Source organism: Paenibacillus sp. PCH8, assembly GCF_002968835.1.
Lineage (GTDB): Bacteria > Bacillota > Bacilli > Paenibacillales > Paenibacillaceae > Paenibacillus.
The window spans coordinates 1,657,470-1,679,499 of record NZ_PKQK01000001.1 but is presented as its reverse complement, the minus strand read 5'-3'; the positions used below and the strand labels follow the sequence as shown (position 1 = coordinate 1,679,499).

Here is a 22,030-nt window from a genome sequence, read left to right as displayed (position 1 = left end):
ACCAGAAGCTAGATGCTATCTGCTTACCTTCTATCTGGAAGCGGTAGGAGACAGCTTAAACTCCGCTGGATGCAAGTCCGTCCATCCCGGCCGATCCAGTTCAATAAGACGGCGGTATCGCTCTTCTCCAGCCAGCAGTTGTTCATGAGAACCCTGCATGGCGATCTGTCCATTTTCCATAAAAATAAGTTCGTCCATCTGTTCCGCACCAATCAGGTGATGGGTGACCCAGATCAAGGTTTTGCCCTGCAGGCTGTCCAGAATGGTACGCATCAGTTCGCGCTCCGTCACCGGGTCAAGCCCTACCGTTGGTTCATCGAAAATAACAACAGGTGTCTCCCGCAGCAGTACCCGGGCCAGCGCAATTCGTTGCCTTTCCCCACCGGAGAAACGCAGACCCGTCTCCAGCATCGGTGTATTATAGCCCTGCGGTAAGGATTCAATGAGCCCGGATAAGCCCACTTGCGCAGCTACCTGCCGTATCTCATCATCCGTGGCCTGTGGGCGACCAATCCGCAGATTGTTCGCAACCGTTGTGTCGAACAGATGCGGGCTTTGATTCAGTACGGCGATGACATCCGGAACACTTTCACCAAGGCTGTGCACAGGCAGATCATTGATTAGAACTTTTCCCGCAGACGGAAGCAATGCCCCTGGATCAGCTTCAACAAGGTCGATTTGCCGCCACCGCTTCGTCCAAGAATAGCTAATCGTTTACCTTGAGGCAGGTGAAGAAATACATCCTGCACGGCATACGCATCGTCTGGTGCATAACGGTAAAACACATGCTCGATTGCAATGTCTGCTCTTAATTTGGGCGGAATACGGAGGCGAATTCGTCTGTCCGGTACATGTGTCGCAGTTTGCACCGAAGCTGACTGCTGTCCAGCAGGTGTCATGCCTTCTTTTGCACCAGAGATCCATTTCTCCGTTCCTTGGCTAGTTCCTATTCCGTTCTGCTCCAGCGCCTGCTCTTTCCCTTCCAGTTGTTTCAACCGGTCCAGTGATTCCCGGTACTGCGGAAGATGCTCCACCGCATCCCCTACAGGCAGGAGCGTTTCCGTGAGTGGAAACAGCACAAGGACAAAAGCGGCAATCATGACCGCAGGCAACTGTCCGATCGAAGCCGCATTTCCGGCCCATAACGTAACCGATATCACCAACCATCCAATGACACATTGGGCCGCCAGATCACGCCAGCGTGTCCAGCGCCGTAACTTGCGACGAACTGCGTCGACCTGTTCTTCCGCCTCTTCATGCTGCTGAACGAATTCTGCAGCTCGTCCACTTGCGATCCAGTCTCCCAGTCCAAGTACACCGTCGGTCAGACGGGTATACAGCTTGCTGTTTTCCTTCTTCAGCCGCACATGCCATTTCCAGGTCACTTTCAGAGAGATCGCCGGCAATGCAACAACCAGAAATAACAGGTACAAGCTCATCCACAGCGCAAATCCCAGATCAACACGGCCAAAGGCGATCACAGCCGCACCGTACATTACAAGCGCGGTAACGGCTGGAAAAACGGTACGCAGGTAAATATCTTGCAGACGCTCCACATCATCAGCAAGTGCCCCAGTACATCTCCGGTCTGCATGCGAGAACGCAGGAACAGGGCTTGTGGCTCCAGAATCCGATACAGCTTCACCCGTTGATCAGCAAGTACACGAAGCACTGCATCATGTCCTGCCAAACGTTCAATATATCGGAATACAGCGCGGAAAATCCCGAATGCACGTACACCCACTATGGGCACGTATACCATCAGAATATTCTCAGGACGCAACGCAGACTTGGAGATCAGATATCCGGAGGTGAAGAGCAACAGCACCGCACATAGAGCAGTACAAGTGCCCAGTGCAATAACAACGATGAATCTCCAGCGGTACTGTGCCACATATGGAGCAATCCAGCTGTCCTTTTTGCTCCCGTTACGTGCAGTCTCCATATGTTCTTGTCCGGATCTCATCTTATATCGCCTCCATCTGCGCCTGAATCATCTGATAATATACACCTTGCCGAGCGAGCAACTCCTGATGTGTTCCGGTCTCTGCTACTGTACCGCCATCCATGACGATAATCCGGTCCATATGTGGCATCCAGTGCAGTCGGTGGGTAGCCAAAAATACAAGCTTGCCTTTAAACAAAGGAAGCATCGTCTGTTTCAGCTCATACTCCGTCTCCACATCCAGATGTGCTGTCGGTTCATCAAGCAACAGAATGTTCCGTTTACTAAGCAAAGCTCTGGCCAGTGCCACCCGTTGCTCCTGTCCACCACTGAGCTGTCTGCCGCCAGCCCCAATACGCTCATGCAACCCACTGGATAAGGAAGACAACAGCTTGGTCAATCCCGCAGCTTTGATGGCATCAGCTACTTCTGTATCCGAAGCCTCCGGCATGTAGAAACGAACGTTATCCGCCAGACTTCCACTGAAGATATACGGATGCTGCGGGATCGCTGCCGTCTGTCTTCGCCAGGTTTCCAGCATATTCGGTGTAAGCGGCTGCCCGTTAGCTAACACCTGACCTGAAGTTGGTATCTGAAAGCCTGCCAGTACATCCATCAGCGTAGACTTGCCTGCACCACTGGCGCCAATAATCCCGACTTTGCCCAGACCCGACATCTGAAACGTAACATCCCTTAATGAATAAGGACCATCGTCTTCATGCCGCACCTGTATATCTGTTAGTGCAATTCGGCTGCGCTCATTCCAGGAAAAGACCGAGGAAGAGGAAGGATCAAGACCCCCCGCTGCCGTGCCCGCATGCGCAACAACACTTGCATTAGCTTCCTTCTGTTGCTGTTCAGCGACCCTGCCCCGTTCAATTACCTGGTTGATGGCCGCTCCAGCCTCCTTGCCGTCCAATGTCGCATGGTAATCGGCCCCCAGCATACGCACTGGCAAGAAATATTCCGGTGCCAGGATAAGTACAGTCAACGCGGGACCAAGCAGCATATGTCCTTCCGTTAGTCGCAATCCCAGACCAACGGCGACTGACGCAACAGACAACATCGTGAAGAAATCGAGCGCAAACGAAGAAAGGAAAGCCATGCGCAAGGTAGACATCGTAGCTCTCCTGTACCGCTGGCTTACCCGCATCATCGTGCCTTCGTGGGATTTGCTCTGTCCCAATGTCCTCAGCGTCTCCAGGCCACGAAGTGTATCGACAAAATGGTTAGCGAGCGCTTTGTAGGACCTGAATTGGCCGTCTATCTTACGCTGCGCCGCGAGGCCGATCAGAATCATGAACACAATCAGGATCGGGAGAGTCAACATCATAATAATCCCTGACATGAGATCCAGCTTGAACACATACAGCAGAATGACCACGGGTGTAAATCCCATGCCGAGCATACGTGGAATAAACAGTTCCAGATACGTCTTGTATTGGGCTATCCCTTCACGCGCAAGCGTAACCAGATGGCCTGTACCCTCCGTTTTGGCATACCGCGGCCCGAGCCTGAACCACTGCTGCACCATCTGTCTGCGCAGATCGGTTCCTGTTCTCTCCGCGTACCGTGAAGTCAGGAGTTGCAACCAGAAGGATATGGCGTAGCGGGCGGCAAAAGCAGCCAGGAACAGCAGCAGCACAGGGTACTGCTCCGTTATGGATGAACCTTCAAACAATGCCGTGATGGCCTGTGCCAGCCATTTGGCCTGCATAATGATCGTCATCGCCTGGAGTAGCACCAGCGCTGATGCCAGCGCCAGTACCGGCCGGATGCCCGGCAGCTTCAGCAGCCCCCGTCCCATATCAGTACTCCAGGTGGTGGTGCTCGTTCAGACGTTTGCGGAAAATATAATAACTCCAGAACTGATAACCAAGCACGAATGGCAGCAGTGTACAAGCTACGATGGTCATCACTTTCAATGAATATGCACCGGAAGCGGCATTGTACACAGTCAGATCAAATGCCGAACCAAACGAACTTACCATAACCCTTGGGAACAAGCCGATAAATACCGAGGCAAAGGCAATCGCAATAACTGCCCCTGTCATGCCGAAGGCCCAGCCTTCACGCTTCTGACGAACGAAGTAGGCTGCGAGTGCCAGCGATACTCCCCGAGTACAACCATAATCCACAGTGCCCAACCGCGAACGGTGAACACATCGGTCATAAAATAGGTCATGATGGCGTACACGGCGAGAATTGCAGCCAGCGGTAGCATCAGTTTTTGGGCTGTAATCAATGCACGTTCTCTGAGATCGCCCACCGTCCGCAGTGAAGCAAACAGCAGCCCGTGAACGAGACATAGCAGGGTGACGCTCAGACCGCCGATTACGGTATACGGATTGACGATATCGAGGAATCCTGCTCGCATCTGCATCTGCCCATCGATGGGCAGCCCCTTCATGAACGTGGCAAAGACTACGCCGAACAGGAACGGCAAAAGTGCGCTGGATACCACAATGATGATATCCCATGTTTTGCGCCAGCGCTGTTGTTTCATTTTACTGCGGAATTCAAAGGCAACCCCGCGACCAATCAAGGCGAGCAGCACGACGACAAGCGGCAGGTAAAAACCGCTGAACATCGTGGCATACCAATGCGGGAAGGCAGCAAACATCGCGCCGCCTGCCGTAATCAGCCACACCTCGTTACCGTCCCAGAACGGACCAATTGAATTGATCAGCGTCCGGCGTTCACGATCTGTTTTGGCAATAATCCCAGTGGACATGCCCACACCAAAATCAAAACCTTCGAGGAAGAAAAATCCAACAAATAAAACGGCGATCAGCACAAACCACAACTCACTTAGTGACAACGGAATAACCTCCATCCATGCCGAACGGATCGGCCGATTCATCGTGATCTTCCGGCTTATCTACTGCATATGGCCCTGCCTTGATCTCACGCACGAACAGATACACCATCACGATACCCAGAACGGTATATGCGGCTGTGAACGCTATGGTGGAGAACAAGATCATGCCTGCGGATACATTCGGTGAGACTCCGGCTTCGGTCGTCATATATCCAAATACCGTCCAAGGCTGCCTTCCGACCTCGGTCATAATCCAACCTGAAGTATTGGCGATAAACGGCAGGGAGATGGCGAACACCATCAGACGCATGAACCACTTCCCGGCGACCTCCAGCTTCTTGCGCATCGCCAGGAATGTACCGTACAGTGCAAGTGCAATCATCAGACCACCCGCAGCAATCATGATGCGGAAGCTCCAGAAGGTCGTCCGTACCGGCGGGATGTAATTCCCTGGCCCATACGTCTGCTCATACTCGGCTTGCAGTTCCTTCATGCCTTTGACACTGCCCGAGAACTTGCTGTAGGACAAGTAACTGAGCAATCCGGGGATCTTGAGCTCACCGGAGTTTTCCTGTTTGTCCGGATCAATGGAGGCAATTACCGTCCATGGCGCAGGATCTTCGGTCGTTGTCCACGTGCCTTCACTGGCTGCCATCTTCATCGGCTGTGTCTCCACCAGATATTGCGCCTGGAAGTGCCCGGAGAAGGCAACGCCAAAGGAAGAGATCAAACCAATGATGATCGCAATATGGAATGATTTGCGGAAGATCTCTACGTCCTGCTTCTTCATTAGTTTGTAGGCACTAATCCCGGTCACGACAAAGGCACCTGTCATCAATGCCCCAAAGACGGTATGCGGGAATTCAACGAGAAGCTGACCATTCGTGATGAGTGCCAGAAAATCATTCATCTCGGCTCGCCCGTTATTCATCTCAAACCCAACGGGATGCTGCATGAATGAATTGGCTGCCAGTATCCATAGTGCCGACAGGAATGTGCCGACGAATACCAGCCAAATGCAGGCGAGATGGACTTTTTTGGACAATCGATCCCATCCGAATATCCACAGCCCAATAAATGTAGACTCCATAAAAAACGCCAATAAGGCTTCGATAGCCAGTGGCGCACCGAACACATCCCCGACAAAACGGGAATACTCTGACCAGTTCATACCGAACTGAAACTCTTGCAGAATGCCTGTGACAACCCCGACGGCAAAGTTAATCAGGAACAATTTGCCCCAGAATTTAGCCATCGTTTTGTAGATTTCTTTACCCTTCACGACATACAACGTCTCCATAATCGCAACCAACAGTACAAGACCGATGGAAAGCGGTACAAAAAAGAAATGGAAAATCGTTGTAAGTGCATATTGGATACGCGATAACATAATCGGATCCATACCGTTACCCCTTCTTTCTGTTCACATCGCAGTATGCGTATCTGGTATTGAAGCTGCACCTTCGCTGTCTGTCCACCAAATACGTTGATGAACGTATTGTGCCAGATTACCTATTTTATACATGTGAGAATTATCACATTCTCCCTTGTTCGTGCAAAAAAAAGTGATTCTGGTCACACAATAGATAAAATTCAGCCTATTATTACAGCTTGTCCACTTCATGTATTCATGGAAGATACTCATGTTTGGGGCGGAACGCCCATATGTTAGTCTCAGGCATATCATGCGAAGTGTCGTGAGGGCTTTACATATGAAGTGAAAACATGGAGCACATGTATAACAAAGAATCAAGAACCACAATCCAATCAAGGTGAGGTGAACAATTCATGGAAAAACCTGCACCGTTACCGGATACAGACTCCGAAGTCGGTCTGGATCAGGCCAGCACAGCACCACCCCCTGTCCGGTATGTTCTCTTCCCCCGCAAAGGAGGCTGGTCGGCATTTCCCTACCCCGATATTGCTGCGTTGCTGTCTCTGGAGGGAGATATCTATTATGTCAGCAGTCTGACTCAAACAGAGGATATACCTGCGGTCATTAACGTGATCACCCTTCCCAAAGCCGAGCAGCTATTGTCGGAACCCCGCACCGTTGCAGTGATCACCCATCCTTACTGGCTCATGGCTGCTGCTTCGCTGGAGCCGGAGCTGTGTATTGTCCTGCTACCTGAGCCTGCCGGAGACGAAGCAGAATCACCACTATGGGAGAGCAGCATCGCCAAACTGGTCGGCATCGCCGATCTGGTGGGCACATCCTCCGAAACGCGATATATGAAGCTGTTATTCCAGGGCATTCGCGCCATCTGGCTGGGGGGCGAAGATCCTTCACCAGCGGGTACGGTGCAAAAAGAGGATCTCGAAGTCCCTATCCGGGATTACGAACTGTTCTTCCTGCATGCGCTGCGGCAGATCCTGTCAGGTACCCCCGATAGCGTTACCCTGCTTCAATGCAGTGTGCGAGCCGACTTCTACCGCCAGCTCAGAGCCAAAGCAGGTGCACATGAGACGATATCTTTTCTGCTCGCAGCCTATGAGTACTTGCTTGAAGATACACGGGCCATGAATTCTCTTCAAGAAGCTTTCGCTCACGCGGTCATGAACGGTCGCAGCGATTGCGTGACCTCTCACTATCGATTTCTGTCTGCCATCCACGCCCGCGCCGGGCAGTTGGAGAATGCCTTACGGGTGTATGGAATCAGTGCAGGTGATGAACAGGATCGACATCATTATGAACAGCTATGTCGCTGGCTTGAGGCGGGGAAGATCAACTTGTACGAGCGGAACTGCTGCGTATTAACGATGATTACGGGGCTGCACTGCGTATTCTGGACGACCTTGGAGGAGAAACCGCAAGACATTGGAAATTCCGCATCTATCAGGAGACAGGACGTGTGGAAGATGCGCTGGCTCTGGTGCATGCAGTCGATATTCAGGATAATGCCAGTCGCCAGGATTATCAGCAGTTATCCGGAACTGCGCTGGCTCTGCGTGGAGAGCGTCACGGGGCCGTGAGACATTTTCTCGAAACGGCACTGGAGGATGAGGATGCTCTGGCCCGGATTATCGAGCTGGAGTTATTGGATCATGCTGTACAGCAATTGCTGGGGAGGTGCCGTGATGCTGGACCCTAAGAAGCGCAGGCAACAGGTAAATGGGCCGATGGTGCACAGGGATATCCGAACTGAAACCCAACGACCACAGGACATCGGAAGCGACGTACATGATGAGGCTGACTCAAGCGGTGAGAAAGAATCGAAGACTGCTGCAATACAAGAGGAAACAAGTATATTTAGAGAACCATTCTCCATTCGTCGGGTTCGCAAAAGTCAGGACAATAAGCTGACAGCGATGCTCCAGGTTCGTAATGAGCGCGGCCGATACCTCGAAGAAGTGCTCCATGATCTGAGTGAGTTCGTGGATGAGATTGTAATTGTGGACGATGCCAGCACAGATGGCACCCCGGAGATCTGCAAAGCTTTTCCGAAAGTGGTGCGTCTTGAGGTATTGGAGAAACCGCTGTTTGCCGAGGAGTGGCGGCTTCGCAATACGCTATGGCAAGCCGCAGCAGGTACCCGTCCCGACTGGTTACTCTCGGTAGATGCAGATGAACTGTACAGCACGGAGGCCAAGAAAGCCATACGTGCTCTGATTAATCAGGAGTACGCCGACTGGTTCGCATTCCGATTCTACGATATGTGGGATGGGCGAACTCACTACCGGGAAGATGACCTCTGGTGTCTGCACAAACGGCATACCGCTTCACTTGTGCGTTATATGCCTGGATATCCCTACTTCTATCCTCAGCAGAATCATCACGTCCCCCGTCTTCCTTTGTCTTGCACTGTTCTGCCCGGGGTCAGCACAGAACTGAAGGTCCAGCATCTCGGCTGGGCAGGTAGTCTGGAGGACAGGGTTCGTAAATATCTGCGTTACAAACGGATTGATCCGAGCGGCGAGTGGGGCAGTCTGGCACATTACGAGTCCATTCTTGATCCGGAACCCCGGCTGGTTCCCTGGAAGGAGGGGCAGTGAGATGGGCGTAATCAGCATTCTGACACATAGCTTCACCGATGGGTACAACCGGGAATTCGGCCGGGTATTCGGGGGTGGGCTGGAGCGATATATTCTGGATCTGTGCAGTGTGATTCGTGGACTCGGGCATATCCCCGAGGTTCATCAGTTATCGTATTTTGAAGCGTTTCAGACCCGGACGGAGCAAATTGATGTATTTGGCTATGCGTACGACATGGATAATGTGCCCGAAGCTTTTGACCGGATGGCAGCCGCAGCGCGGGGCCCAGTGATCTATGCCAGCTGTCTCTGGCAACCCATCACCTACAAACCCGGCAGTCTTGGCATCTGCCACGGCATTAACTGGGATCGCCCCGGACTTCCACTGGAGACCAAACATCAAGTTGCCGAACATATTCAGCTGGCGCTGGATGGGCTTGTTCGCATCGTGTCGGTGGATTCCCATTTCCAGACCTTTTGCAGAGCTGCATGTACGTTTACCGATCCAAGGCAGGTTGTCCTGATTCCCAATGCAGTCGATACGTCCTATTTCACACCAGCTCCGCCAAGACGGACCTTCGAACAGCAACAGGAAGATGAGTGGCTTGCTGCCTGGAAGACGGATCTGGCGAGCCACGAGGAACATGTCAGCGCAACTATATCGGGGTTGCAAGATACCAAAAGCAGTGGCAGGGCGAGTCGTGTCAGCGTGGACTTTGATACGGAAGAAGGCGCAGGAAATGTAGATATAGAGGCAGAGGAAGCGGGAAACCCCGTATTGGGGTTATCGAGATCGGAAGAAGTCGATGGTGATGGTACATCGTACACAGTTGACCATAACCGTCGAGATTCAGCGAGTAAGTATGCGGATAGAGCCACCGATAGAACTGTGGAAAAAGAAGCTGATCTCGTTCAAGTGGATAGCCACATGGAGGGGCACCGTGAGCGTCATGCTAAGGATGTCAGCACCGTCCCTTCCCGCCCTATTCGCATTATATATCCACGCCGTATCAGCATGGAACGGGGCATTATTCCGATGATGCTGGCAGCAGATAAATTACTTGGGGCCTTCCCAGATCTGGAGATTGAATTTGCCGGGGAACTGGTCGAAGGCAGTACGGTCGGAAGAACCTTCCGATATTGGCATCGTACTCATCCACATGCGGCACGAATCAACCAGCGCACGTATGATTTTCGGGATATTCGGGAGGCGTACCATCAGGCAGATATCGCTGTCATTCCAACGGTGTTCTCGGAGGGAACCTCCTATGCCTGTCTGGAAGCGATGAGCTGTGGACTTCCCGTGATTGCCTCCAATGTTGGCGGGCTGAATGATCTGATTCAGGACGGATTTAACGGGCTGCTGGTACCTCCAGGTGAGCAGGAACTGACTGCTGCGCTGGTGCGTCTCGTTCAGGACCGGGCCGAACGGGAACGACTGGGAATCTATGCACGCGAGACTGCATTATCCTATGATCTGTCCAGATGGCGAAGCAGGTGGAGCACGGTTTTGGAATCATTTTTGGCAGAAACAGGACTGAAGGAGGGAATTCGGGGATGATGGATGCGCCCAAGGCAACGGAATTCATGGAATCAAGATATATTCGGCAAAGTGACCCCAAAACGGACACTCTGGTCTTCCCGCTGCATCCAGCATGGTGGAGCCGCCCCTATGAATACGAATGGGCCCGGCAGTTTGCTCGTGCGGACGATGTCGTTCTTGATGCAGCCTGCGGGATCTCCCATCCGTTCAAGTTCTGGCTCGCAGAACACTGCCGCGAGGTTCATGCCTGCGACTGGGATGAGCGCATTCTGTCCGAAGAAGCCATCCGACTGGATATTGCCACTGATTTTGGTGAGCAAGCGGCTCAGGATCTGCCCGAATCCTATCTAGCAAGGCTGAACCGTGCCCAGGCCAATCTGGCTCAGCTACCCTATGAATCCGGCAAGTTCAACCGGGTATTCTGCATCTCTGTTCTGGAACATCTGGACACCGGTACCATGCTGCGGGCTTTTCGTGAGTTTGCCCGAGTGCTGAAACCAGACGGACAGCTAATCGCCACCTTCGATGTACCCGAGATGCGGCCCGATCTGCTGGAGACCATCATGGCGGTCACTGGATTAAGGATTGAAGATAAACTAAACGTGAAGGAACCGGCCGATGCCATCTCGTCTGACATGTATGGCACCCCGATTCGCTGTTTCCGTGCGGTCATTTGCAAAGGTTGAAATGGAGTTGAATGGGTATCAGTGGAACGAATGATTTTACGTTGAACCACTGCGCGGTCGGGATAGCATGTAGCTACATTTAATGATAAAAAAGTTAAAGATGAACCAGCAGCATGTTGCACTGGTTGGTGTATTCTTTGGCCGTTGCTGCGCCGGGTTCTGTCAAGCGCAGCAGGGTTCGCAGGCCCGGCGAGACGGTTGTCGCCGGGCGGCCTGTGGCGGCAGGTTGCCGCGCAGTGATCCGGGCCGCCCATTCGGCCCATTCACGTGCCAGGCTCTGCCGCCCGGCGAGCAGCGCGAGCGTGCCCGCGATGAGCGCGTGAGCGGCTCGCGCTGGGGCGGGCACTTCGTCCGCGAGGGGCTGCTGCGCGCCGTCAGGCGTGCCGCACAGCGCAAGCAGCCCTTCGCGGACGCTCGCGGGTGCGCGCAGCAGCCCGCAGCGGGCCGCAGGCGGAAGCGCTGCGAGCAGAGCCAGCGCGCCGTGGGGCGGCTGGGCTTGCAGCAGGCGCAGCCATGCGGCCCAGGCGCCCACGCTGGCGAGCGCTTGCGCGGCAGCGAGCACGCTTGCTGCCGCGGCGTCAGGCGCGGCTGGGCCGCTGAGCGCATCGCCGCTGGGATCGCTACTGCTCGGTGCAGGCGCGTCAAACGCGGCTGGGCTGGGCAGGCTGCCGCTGTTGGCGACGCTCGGTGTGTTGCCGCAGGGCAGGCTGCCTGGCTCGGCACCACACAGGCCACCACGGCGAGCCGAGGCTTCGTGCCCCCGCAGCAACGCCTCTGCGGCGCGAGCTGCCTCAGGCACTGCTGCATACGGGCGTGCCGCCGCAAGGACTGCCGCACCTAGCCCGGCTTCCAGCGCTCGGTCGTCGGCCGCAAGGATGCGCCGCCCACAGGACCGCTTCCAGCCCAGCGCCCACAGCGCCAGAGCTGCCTCCGGCCCGTGCTGCGCATGCGCTGTCCAAGGCTGCACAGCCGCCCGGGCCGCAGCGTCCTCGCCCAGCTGGGCCAGCGCAAGTCCGGCAGCCAGCGGCTGTGCCCGCAGCGGGGCCTCCAGCGCAGCCGCGTGGCGCAGCAGCCATTCCGGCCGATGCGCAGCCACTGCGGCCGGAACCAGCGCTTGCCATGCCATAGGCGGCAAGCTTACCCGCGCGGCTACGCTGGCAATGGCGTTCAGCCGCCCCGTAGCTGCGGCCAGCAGCAACAGCCGCTGCCATGCAGCCAAGCTGCTCGGCTGCATGGCTAACGCCGCCATGTACGCAGCTTCCGCATCGGTCCAGCGGCCAGCCCGCTCATGCGACATGCCTTCCAACGTCAGGCTGCGATAAGTTCCAGCACCTGAGACCGATGTGTACCTGCTGGCTGTGGAGGCAGCAGATTTAGCCTTTTTTAGCCAACCCAGAGCCACATCTTCACGCCCTTGATCCAGCTCCAGTACGGCACCAAGCTCCAATAAATCTGGAAAATCCTCATATATGGGTGCCCATGCCTCTACCACAGCAAGCGCCCTCTCGGGACTACCCATTTCTCGCGAGGCATAAGCTGTTTTCAGTACCAGATCGGAGTGATATCCACACTCCGGCGTAAGCTGTGCCAGTAAGGGCAGTAACAACCGGAGTGCTTCATCATATTTCGCTTGCTGAAACCATTCGGCAGCCAACGCATATAACAGCTCCGGTTGATTGGCTTCCTCATTCAAGGCGGAACGAATCAGTTGCATATTCCGCTCACCTTTATTTTTGGCGGCGATTACCTGCTCCAGATAGCCATAATGAATGACCTCAAGTCCAGAATGGAGCACTCCTTGGGGAGCCAGCGCCATGATCGAAGAAGCAACTTCTTCATGAATCCTGCCCTGAAAGGCAATTCGGGGGTCATTTCGGAACAAACGACATACTTCATCCGTCACACGCTCTTCACCAGACACTCCAAGCAGACTCGTGACCTGTATCCAGTATCCCCACACGTCGTCCCCGCTCGTCTCTAATAGCTGCGACAAATCTGCCTGCATCTGCGGATTCTGCACCCATACTTCATCCGCATCAAGCACCAGAATCCACGAATTCCTGGCTGCAGCCAGCGACAGATTACGAGCTTCACTGAAATCTCCGTTCCACTCGGTACGAATCACAACTGCACCATAGAGGCGCGCTATTGCAGTTGTATCATCTGTGGATCCCGTGTCCACGATGATGATTTCATCCACCATATCCCTGACCGCCTTCAGGCAGCGCTGGAGTGGTTCAGCTTCATCCTTCACGATCATACATAAGCTAATGCCTGCGTTCATATTTATCCCCGCCCTTCACCAACGGAGTTCGGTCCCCAACCCATACCCATCTGCGTTAGCGCTTCTTCACCGACTTGATCCCGCTCAGCTCTCAAACCCGTCTACTCCCGGCAATTCCAGTCGAATATGCTGAACGACAGGCCAACAATGATGTCGCTGCCCATCTGTACATTGAGCGAACGTCTCCAGATGTCGATCCGCTGCACTTACCAGTCCCTTCACCATCCAGCTGGTTCCTGCCAAGGTATCAGAAGCTCCAGGGAATGGCTCAACTGCCATCTGTTTTTCTTTCTCTATCTCTTTTCCTTTTTCTTTGCCTATCCCGTTCTCTATCTCTTCCATCCTTACAGTATCTCCCGCCCCTAATTCTTCTCCGTGCAATTGCCGCTGACCGATCTGTATCAGGCTATGCAGTTCTTTCCATTGTCCTGACTGCACACATCCCTCCATCATCTGTCCAAACGCCTGCCAGCCATCGTATGCTGCTCCACTAAACGTTTCGGTCATGCCGGAATCCCTGTCCTTCTTCTTGGTCGCTCTCAGACCAACCTTTTGCCCTGTCTTCCTCACGGACTTCTCTTCCAACGCTGTCCCAACTTGTGAACTACGCTTCAACCACGAAGCCAAAGGATCGTCACTACCGACTTCCTTTCCCTCAATCCAGTTCAATCGCTCAAGCCATCGGGCAGATGAGATCACAAGCAGTCCCTTTTTTCGCTGCACCGGTTCCAGTTTCAGACGTGCTTGTTTCCAGTTCCCTCGCTGAATCTGGAGCATGGCTTCGGCCACAGATAACCGCTCCCGCATTTCGCCAGAAGGATGTGACGATACATCAGGCAACAATTGCAGCGCCGCTTCGTAACAACGACTTTGTTCCAGAATCCCCAATACTTTATGTGTGGCCTCTTCCGAACCCAGTGCAAAACGCTCCGTCACCAGTACCGGAATCTGATGTTCCTGACCGGAGACCCGCATCATCCGGAATATCCGATAGAGCGGCGGTAACAGACTGGATTTGGCACGCACCGCTTCCACGTAAGCATCCACCGCACCCTCCAGATCGGCCCTTCCTTCCAGCAATCGCCCTAGCGTATACCACGTCTGATAGGTGCCGATGCCTTCTTCCGTATGGTATATGGGTGGAGGCGGCCCCATGCGGACAGCTTCACGCAGCGACAATTCTGCCCGATCCACATCCCCCAATGCGTCTGCACATACCCCGCGATGGTGCATCAGATCCGTGTACTCTGGAAACAGTTCAAGCGCAGCATCGATTCGATCCAATGCTTCCTGCCAGCGATTCAGATGCTGGAGACAACGAACTTCATATTTGAACAGCAGATGCGCATAACTGGTTACCGCAGGATCAATTGCTTTTCGAGCCACGCCAAACGTCTCCAACGCCCGCTCCGCTTCCCCCACACGCAGATACTCGACACCCAGATTATAGTGATGGAACGGCTGATCCGGTTCTTCCTCCACGGCCTGTTGTAACAGGCGTACATTGCGGTTCACCTTGTCTTTGCGCTCCACGATCGCCGTCTGATACCCGTAATGATGGATGATCATATCTGTCACATGAAAAGCCGCCTGTGGGTTCCTATGACAGATTGCCGCCGCAATCTGCTCATGAATCCGACCTTCGAACCGATGCTCCGGGGCATTGCGAAAGAGACGTAAGACCGGATTAACGGTGACCCCTTGCTGACCCGAACCTGTATAGTTATGAATGTTTAAAAACAATCCGTCACATCCGCTGACCCTCGTCCAGCTCCTGATCTGCTCCCGCGCAGCCGCATCGAGCGCCTCATCCGCATCAAGAAATAGAATCCAGTCGCCGGAAGCCTGCTCCAGGCCAGCATTACGTGCTGCGGCAAAATCATCGCACCACTCCAAGGGAACCACCACAGCGCCGTGCTGTCGCGCAATTGCCGCGCTGCGGTCCGAGGAACCGGTGTCCACTACAATGATTTCGTCCACCGCTCCCTGGACACTGGCAAGACATTGAGGTAACAATTCTTCCTCATCCTTCACAATCATGCATAAGGAGATGCGCTCAGTCAGCAAGTTGATTCCTCCTTTCTTTGGCATGAAAAACGGTCCTCCAAGGGATGCCCTCAGCTGATCGCAGCCTCTGTTCCAGTGCAGCCTGCTGCGCTGCAAGTGCCCCGGCAGACGGAGAACGAACCAGCTCCTGCCGAATCATCTCTATAGCTATTCTTAAATAACAGACAGCCGCTCCAGCGCTGGCCTCCCTGAATTCAGGATCTCGCTCCAGAGCCTGCTCGAACAGAGCTAATGCCTGATTGTAGTAGCCTTTGACATACAACGTTTCACCCAGCCAAAATAACCCTTCCGCATCAAGTTCTTGCTCGGTCATACATTGAATCAGGATATTGGCGGCTGCCATGGTGTACCCGTGACGATACAGCAGACTTGCAAACTCACGCCGAACCGTCGTGGCGCTCCCCGATGGTCACGCATTATCATTGCCCGCAGCTCATGCAATTGCTCAGCAAGCGTGAGTTGCCCTGTCTTTACGGCCTGCTCCACTATCTTTTCCGTCACCATCTGTGCCTGCGGACTCCATTGCAGAAGTTGCTGTTCTTCTGACGCAGGCTCCCTGGGGCCCAGCTGATTGGATAACTTATTCAGCAGACGATCCATGACCTTCCATACGTCCTTTTCCTGGGGAGGCATAGCTACTAGAAAAGAATCCGATAACCGCAATTCGTTCCCCCAACAAGCGAGTCCCCAATTGATTCTGTGCTCCAACGGTAAGTTGGTATGCTGCTCAACACACACATCAGCCCAATCATTTTCAGCGAGTTGCAGCGCATCTGAAACCTTGCCCGCACACAACATCCAATACATTCGATCCGCTGCATGGATACGAGCGCGCCTTGCATCTGTATCCAGTAGATTCAATGCCTGCTCATATGCTCCGCAGCCTGCAAGAACATAGACCATATGCGTGAGATGCTCATCAGTTGTCATAACATTTGGATCATCCGCTGTGCTATAATCGCTGCGATCACTGCCATGCCTGCCATTACCGTGACCGCTGTGACCACTGCATTCGCTAAGATCTAATCCCTCGATCCCTCTCGCGCGAGAAAGTAATATTTGGGCAATCTTCTTATCCGTTTCCCCCGATTGTTGCAGCACATCTGCCAGCCCGGTCCATGCTGGACCATAGGTGAACAAGCTGTCCAAAGCCAGCCCATATAGATGTACTGCCTCTTGAAAGAATCCCCGTTTCTGCGCAAGTCTTGCCATAGGCGTGTAGGCTCTGTAACCATCAGAACCGGCTTCCGTTACATATGGAGCCCCTGGCGTTGACGTGCTGTACTCCGTATGTCCGGTGTTACCCAACTCCTTCTGGCAGTCGCTCGCTCGCGCATAAGCTTGGTACGCACGTTCCTCCAGACCTTGTTGCTCCAAAGTCACCCCATACAACAGATGCAGATCCGCATAAGACGGGTAACGCTGTCGTTCCACAGCCAGAAGCACATATGCCGCATTATATTGTTCTGCTCCCACAAGGACTTTTGCATAATCCCTAACCAGTGTGGGACGATATGGTGCCAGCACATCAGTTCGTCGTAACGATTCATGGAAGGCATCCATTGCCGGTTCAAGCTGACCCAACTGGCAATACGTCACGCCCAGATTGTATAGGTGAAAAGGCTGTGCTGGATCATCTGCGAGTTCACGCTCGATCATCTTCAGATTACGTCTTGGCTTGTTCCCCTCCGCAATCGTGGAAGCCAGATATCCATCATGCACCAAGCATAGTGGAGCAAGCGGTTCGGTCTCAGCATGTAGGTCTTCCTCACAGGAATGAGGCTCCATTATGATTATGTCCGTATCCGTATCAGCATCTCGGTTAGCCTTTCTTGGGGAACTACGAACCAACTGCTCATGAATACGCCCTGTGTACCGATATCCCTGATGAGCACGAAACAACCTCACCGGATGAGAAATCACCTTCTCTTCTGCCGCTTCACCCACTAGGTTCTCTATCGTAATGCGCATGCTTGAAATGCTTTTATGGACTTTGGGCAGATCATTCAGCAGTTCTTCCAGCCCTTGTGTGACATATTCATCAGCATCCAGAACCAGAATCCAATCCGTATTTGCCAGTGGAAGACTGATATTCCGCGCTTGTGCAAAATCCTCTTCCCAACGGGCGTGGAGCACCGTTGCTCCGTAGGTTCTGGCGATCTCGGCTGTGCGATCGGATGAGCCTGTATCTGTGATAAACCACTCTGTGCCAGCATGCTTCAAGCTGTCGAGACAGCGGGGCAGGTACTGTTCTTCATTTTGCACAATCATATGGATTCCCAACAATCGGTTCTGCAAACGTAACCACCTCCAATACAAAAAAGTACATGAAGTCCACCAAAGTGAACCCCATGTACCTATATGACAAAAAAACGGGTTATGTGCCTTGTCCATTGAAGAACACATCGACGGTGCTTGGTGCGCCGATAAGGCTGGAGCGGTAGGAAAGACGTGTATATTTGAGAAAACGCTGCGGCACCAATACATCCACCGACCCGGACAAAATGCCGGTTACTGTGGTTACATCGGTATACCAGTTCGTACCATTGGCACTGATCTCGACGCTAGCGTCCACCCGGTTTACACCCGGACCCCTGTTGTATACAAAGAAAGAATACGTGCCAAACACACTGGTTGTCACGGCTGGAAGCGGTGTAAAAGTGTTTCCAGTCGGGGTGCTGATGAGCTGGGATTCCTGGAAACTCTTCTGGGATATGGACGTCACGCTACTGAGCGTTCCGGCTGTAATTGTGGCGCCGAGCACGCTGGTGATCGTTCCGTTTAACAAGTTCGTCAGTGTTCCTGCGGTGATCGTTGCTCCGAGTACACTCGTAATCGTACCATTCAGCAAATTGGTCAGCGTTCCCGCTGTTACGGTTGCACCGAGCACACTTGTAATGGTTCCGTTCAACAGATTCGTCAGTGTCCCTGCAGTGATCGTTGCTCCGAGTACGCTGGTGATCGTTCCGTTTAACAGGTTCGTTAATGTACCTGCTGTGATCGTTGCCCCGAGTACACTCGTGATCGTTCCTGCGGTGATAGTCGCTCCAAGTACACTCGTGATCGTACCATTCAGCAAGTTCGTCAGCGTTCCAGCGGTCACCGTTGCACCGAGCACACTTGTGATCGTTCCTGCCGTGATGGTCGCTCCAAGTACACTCGTGATCGTACCATTCAACAAGTTCGTCAAAGTCCCCGCAGTGATCGTTGCTCCGAGTACACTTGTAATCGTACCATTCAGCAAATTGGTCAGTGTTCCGGCGGTCACGGTTGCTCCCAACACACTGGTGATGGTTCCCGCCGTAATCGTTGCTCCGAGTACACTTGTAATTGTACCATTCAACAAATTCGTCAGTGTTCCGGCGGTCACCGTTGCACCGAGCACGCTTGTGATCGTTCCTGCCGTGATGGTCGCTCCAAGTACACTCGTAATTGTACCATTCAGCAAGTTCGTCAGTGTTCCTGCGGTCACCGTTGCTCCGAGCACGCTTGTGATCGTTCCTGCCGTGATGGTCGCTCCAAGTACACTTGTAATCGTACCATTCAGCAAATTGGTCAGTGTTCCTGCGGTCACGGTGGCTCCCAGCACACTGGTTATCGTACCGGCTGTAATAGTCGCTCCAAGTACACTCGTGATTGTTCCGTTCAGAATGTTTGTAATGGTACCGGCATTAATCGTAACGGTGGTCAGACCCGAGATGTTGCTGATGGTTCCGTCCAAAATAATGCCAACCACGTGCCCGCTCGGATCGGTTCTGACGGGCTGGGCTGTGCCTGTATTATCTTGGCCAAAAATCAACGTTCTCAGATTATCCGGATTCGTATTAAACGTAGTAAAGTTAGGCATGTGTCTCGTCCTCCTCCCTGGTCATATCTGAGTGATCATTCTACCTTACGGCATACGCTGCGCCTGAAAGTAAACATCGAGCCGGGTCGGTTGATCCGGTTCAACGGATCGAATTGCAAGCCGGGTATAATGCAGAAATCGCAATGGTACCAGCGCTTTGGTCTGGCCTCCCGCGACCACCTCCTGGCTGTCCACAGCATAATCCACGGCATTGGGGCTGATCTGGATCTGTACAAGAGCCGGATGTTTCCCCCGATTCACAATGCCATAGGTGTACATGCTGAGTGATGAGGTATCTTGGGCCGGGAGTGAATGTATACTGCTGCTGGTCTCGGCTCCGACATACGTATGCTCTGTAAAACGGTGAATAGCACCAGGGAGTTTCGTGCATGAGGAAGCACCCTGTTTGAACCGGGGACGAGTAATCCGGGAACAAGGGGGTTTCAGCAATGTAGCGCGGCAGGAACGACGGGAGCGGCGACGGCTGACATATTTAGTTGGTTGCTTCGTTCTCTTCTTGCTTCGCTTCGCTGTTCGGCTCATCTCGATTTCCCCTTAAAAAATGTGCTTACGCATCGTATGCCCGGATTGGAATTACGGGCACGGCAACCGCCTTTATTTCCGGATTAACGGCTTAGCCCCCAATCCCTCCTTCTTCTTTTTACATACACTGCAAGTACAATAACACGAGAATCAACCGGGGTTGAGCACAGGTCAAACTGATTTATGGGAGGTGGATGAGATGACCAACTATAATGTATTCAACCAATCCAATGGTCCCCTGTATACTCAACTGACCAATACCTTCTCGGCTCCGGGAATTGAAGCATCACCAGCAAGCGGTGCAGCGGCTGCCGGAAGTTTTTTCGCTTTGACAACCAACAATGTCTCCATCCCTTCCAGCCAGAATCTTCTTCTACAAATCTTGAATGCAGTGGGCAGCGGCAGAACGTTACGCATATCCAGTCTCACAGGTGGTACAACAGCCGCAGCTACGCTTGTCATCTATTCTGGAGGAACGGTAACATTGGGCAGCACACCTGTGCCCGTCAATACGTTACTTGGAAATACCAACACCAGTATAGTGACTACCAGGCAGAACACAGGTACTCTTGGGGGTACCTTCACGAGTCTGACCAGCATTCCGTTGACAGCAGGTATGTACGCCTTGGATTTGAACGGCTCCATTATTGTTCCACCGGGACAAACATTATCCATTAGCGTCGGCACAGGTAGTCAGATTGGAGCCATTAACCTGTTCTGGTGGGAATTCTGAGTATGATCACAGTAGAAGGTGGTGCAACCCATGCCAAACAATAATGTATTCAACCCATTGAGCCAGCCTGTCTACACAACCAATACCAATCCGTATACCTCTCCCGGCATTGTTGCTCCGCCGGAGAACAATGCGGGTAATACAGGTAATCTGTTCAATGCAGGTTCAACCAACTCTACAACACTGGGATTGCTGGGAGGAAGCGTTATTGCTACCGTACAATTGGCCAATCCAGCGGGGAGCGGAAAAACGTTATATGTATCTCGAATCTCCGGCGGGATTACGGTTGCACTTAACCTGTTGTCTACTTTCAGCGGTTCCATGAGTCTTACCGCAAACGGAACCTTAACGTCCCCTACCACACTCACACCAGCTAACAGCAATCTCTCCAGCAGCAATACCAGTGTAGCTACGGTACGATTCTCTGTTGCTGTGCCTTCGAGTGCTACCTCAGTGATGGCTATGCCTCTTCAAGTTGGACCCTTTGTGTCCAATGAATTCGGCCGTTACGTGATTCCCCCGAATCAGGCCATTAACCTTTCTGTTAGCGGATCACTCACTGTTGGCGGGCTGATGGCCTCCACTGCCTATTTTGCCTGGTGGGAAGTATGATTGTTTACTTTCAATCCGTCTACTCCCTCTTTTATTCAATATCGCTTCAACATTGTGTTCAACATAACACCAAAAAACCTTTGCGAGAACGCAAAGGTTTTTTGTCGATATAGATTGGTGTGGAGTAGTGGAATTGGTTGTACCGTTAACACCTGTTCTATGAACGAGGTATCTCCTTGCCTTAGCCCAACACAACGCGATCATCTGCCATCTTCTTACCGCTAATACGCTCGAATTCGCCCAGTAATTCCGGTACCGTCAGCGTGCGCTTGCGCTCCTCGCTAACGTCGAGGATGATACGACCTTTATCCATCATGATCAGACGGTTACCCAGACGTATCGCCTGCTCCATATTATGTGTCACCATGAGCGTCGTGAGTCTCATCTCACGAACAAGCGTCTCCGTCAGTTCCGTGATTAGCTCTGCACGGGAAGGGTCAAGGGCAGCCGTATGTTCATCCAGCAACAGAATCTGCGGCTGGGTGAACGTCGCCATTAGCAGACTGAGCGCCTGCCGCTCTCCACCAGACAAAAGTCCAACCTTCGCGTTAAGCCGTTTTTCCAGTCCGATGCCCAGCTTCACCAGTTGGGTATTGAAAATCTCGCGTCTTGCGCGAGTAACCCCGAAGCCAAGTCCACGCCCTTGGCCTCGCTTGTATGCCATGGCCATATTTTCTTCAATGGACATATGCGGTGCCGTTCCGGCCATCGGGTCCTGGAATACTCGACCAATCCAGCTGCTGCGCTTATGCTCCGGCAGATTCTTGATCGAACGATCATTGATCAGCACATCACCCATATCCGGCTTCATCACACCTGAAATGATGTTCATCAGTGTCGATTTACCCGCTCCGTTACTGCCGATCACGGTGACAAAGTCACCCGGATTCATCGTCAGATTCACACCAACCAGTGCGGTCTTCTCATCCGTCGTGCCTGGGTTGAACAGCTTGGTCACTTGCGTAATTTCCAGCATG

At 53.1% G+C, this 22,030-nt stretch carries 16 protein-coding genes and 2 pseudogenes; 7 read left to right on the top strand and 11 right to left on the bottom strand.

Annotated features, from left to right (window positions below; translation table 11 throughout):
- Positions 1-30 precede the first annotated feature (30 nt).
- The 4 genes and pseudogenes from cydC to C0Q44_RS07365 all read right to left on the bottom strand — a co-directional run bounded on the left by cydC (position 31) and on the right by C0Q44_RS07365 (position 6,168).
- A pseudogene (cydC, locus tag C0Q44_RS32010) lies at positions 31-1,966 on the bottom strand (thiol reductant ABC exporter subunit CydC).
- A 1-nt stretch (position 1,967) separates the two neighbouring features.
- The gene (cydD, locus tag C0Q44_RS07375; RefSeq protein ID WP_105406686.1) at positions 1,968-3,752 is read right to left on the bottom strand and encodes a thiol reductant ABC exporter subunit CydD; all 1,785 of its coding nucleotides are present in this window, start codon (positions 3,750-3,752) and stop codon (positions 1,968-1,970) included.
- A gap of 1 nt (position 3,753) precedes the next feature.
- Positions 3,754-4,781, bottom strand: a pseudogene (gene cydB / locus C0Q44_RS07370) (cytochrome d ubiquinol oxidase subunit II).
- A complete protein-coding gene (locus tag C0Q44_RS07365) occupies positions 4,753-6,168 on the bottom strand; it encodes a cytochrome ubiquinol oxidase subunit I (RefSeq protein WP_105406685.1) in 1,416 nt (471 codons plus the stop codon). The pseudogene cydB and the gene C0Q44_RS07365 overlap by 29 nt, the downstream one beginning before the upstream one ends.
- Positions 6,169-6,554: 386 nt before the next feature.
- Here C0Q44_RS07365 and C0Q44_RS07360 point away from each other — a divergent pair, with 386 nt between their 5' ends.
- The 5 genes from C0Q44_RS07360 to C0Q44_RS07340 are packed head-to-tail and all read left to right on the top strand — an operon-like array spanning position 6,555 to position 10,967.
- On the top strand, positions 6,555-7,739 hold the full coding sequence (locus C0Q44_RS07360) for a hypothetical protein (RefSeq protein WP_105406684.1): 1,185 nt from the start codon (positions 6,555-6,557) through the stop codon (positions 7,737-7,739).
- The gene (locus C0Q44_RS30805; RefSeq protein ID WP_258166202.1) at positions 7,736-7,858 is read left to right on the top strand and encodes a hypothetical protein; all 123 of its coding nucleotides are present in this window, start codon (positions 7,736-7,738) and stop codon (positions 7,856-7,858) included. Before C0Q44_RS07360 ends, C0Q44_RS30805 begins: the two co-directional genes overlap by 4 nt.
- Positions 7,845-8,759 carry a glycosyltransferase gene (locus tag C0Q44_RS07355; protein WP_105406683.1) on the top strand — a complete coding sequence of 305 codons (915 nt, stop codon included), beginning with the start codon at positions 7,845-7,847 and terminating at the stop codon, positions 8,757-8,759. Before C0Q44_RS30805 ends, C0Q44_RS07355 begins: the two co-directional genes overlap by 14 nt.
- Before the next feature lies 1 nt (position 8,760).
- Positions 8,761-10,299 carry a glycosyltransferase gene (locus C0Q44_RS30800; protein WP_258166201.1) on the top strand — a complete coding sequence of 513 codons (1,539 nt, stop codon included), beginning with the start codon at positions 8,761-8,763 and terminating at the stop codon, positions 10,297-10,299.
- The gene (locus C0Q44_RS07340; RefSeq protein WP_105406682.1) at positions 10,296-10,967 is read left to right on the top strand and encodes a class I SAM-dependent methyltransferase; all 672 of its coding nucleotides are present in this window, start codon (positions 10,296-10,298) and stop codon (positions 10,965-10,967) included. Before C0Q44_RS30800 ends, C0Q44_RS07340 begins: the two co-directional genes overlap by 4 nt.
- A 94-nt stretch (positions 10,968-11,061) precedes the next feature.
- Here the strand turns inward: C0Q44_RS07340 and C0Q44_RS07335 are convergent, their stop codons facing one another.
- From C0Q44_RS07335 to C0Q44_RS07305, 6 genes are all read right to left on the bottom strand, one after another.
- Positions 11,062-13,227, bottom strand: coding sequence for a glycosyltransferase family 2 protein (locus C0Q44_RS07335; protein WP_181150891.1), 2,166 nt, complete (start codon positions 13,225-13,227; stop codon positions 11,062-11,064).
- A gap of 108 nt (positions 13,228-13,335) precedes the next feature.
- Positions 13,336-15,342, bottom strand: coding sequence for a glycosyltransferase (locus tag C0Q44_RS07330; protein WP_105406680.1), 2,007 nt, complete (start codon positions 15,340-15,342; stop codon positions 13,336-13,338).
- Entirely contained in the window at positions 15,308-15,661 is a 354-nt protein-coding gene (locus tag C0Q44_RS07325; protein ID WP_105406679.1) for a tetratricopeptide repeat protein, read from the bottom strand. The genes C0Q44_RS07330 and C0Q44_RS07325 overlap by 35 nt, the downstream gene beginning before the upstream one ends.
- A complete protein-coding gene (locus C0Q44_RS07320; RefSeq protein WP_181150890.1) occupies positions 15,640-17,616 on the bottom strand; it encodes a glycosyltransferase family 2 protein in 1,977 nt (658 codons plus the stop codon). The genes C0Q44_RS07325 and C0Q44_RS07320 overlap by 22 nt, the downstream gene beginning before the upstream one ends.
- A gap of 79 nt (positions 17,617-17,695) precedes the next feature.
- Positions 17,696-19,165, bottom strand: coding sequence for a DUF6385 domain-containing protein (locus tag C0Q44_RS30795; protein WP_258166200.1), 1,470 nt, complete (start codon positions 19,163-19,165; stop codon positions 17,696-17,698).
- A 45-nt stretch (positions 19,166-19,210) separates the two neighbouring features.
- Positions 19,211-19,708: a DUF6385 domain-containing protein gene (locus C0Q44_RS07305; RefSeq protein WP_105406677.1), complete on the bottom strand. Its 498-nt coding sequence runs from the start codon at positions 19,706-19,708 to the stop codon at positions 19,211-19,213.
- 199 nt (positions 19,709-19,907) lie between these two features.
- Here C0Q44_RS07305 and C0Q44_RS07300 point away from each other — a divergent pair, with 199 nt between their 5' ends.
- Positions 19,908-20,441 (top strand): hypothetical protein, encoded by a 534-nt coding sequence (locus C0Q44_RS07300; protein ID WP_105406676.1) that lies wholly within the window; start codon positions 19,908-19,910, stop codon positions 20,439-20,441.
- Positions 20,442-20,471: 30 nt separating this feature from the next.
- On the top strand, positions 20,472-21,053 hold the full coding sequence (locus C0Q44_RS07295) for a hypothetical protein (RefSeq protein ID WP_105406675.1): 582 nt from the start codon (positions 20,472-20,474) through the stop codon (positions 21,051-21,053).
- 181 nt (positions 21,054-21,234) lie between these two features.
- On the opposite strand, the gene C0Q44_RS07290 is transcribed toward C0Q44_RS07295, so the two are convergent.
- The gene (locus tag C0Q44_RS07290; RefSeq protein WP_105406674.1) at positions 21,235-22,029 is read right to left on the bottom strand and encodes an ABC transporter ATP-binding protein; all 795 of its coding nucleotides are present in this window, start codon (positions 22,027-22,029) and stop codon (positions 21,235-21,237) included.
- Position 22,030: the final 1 nt, after the last annotated feature.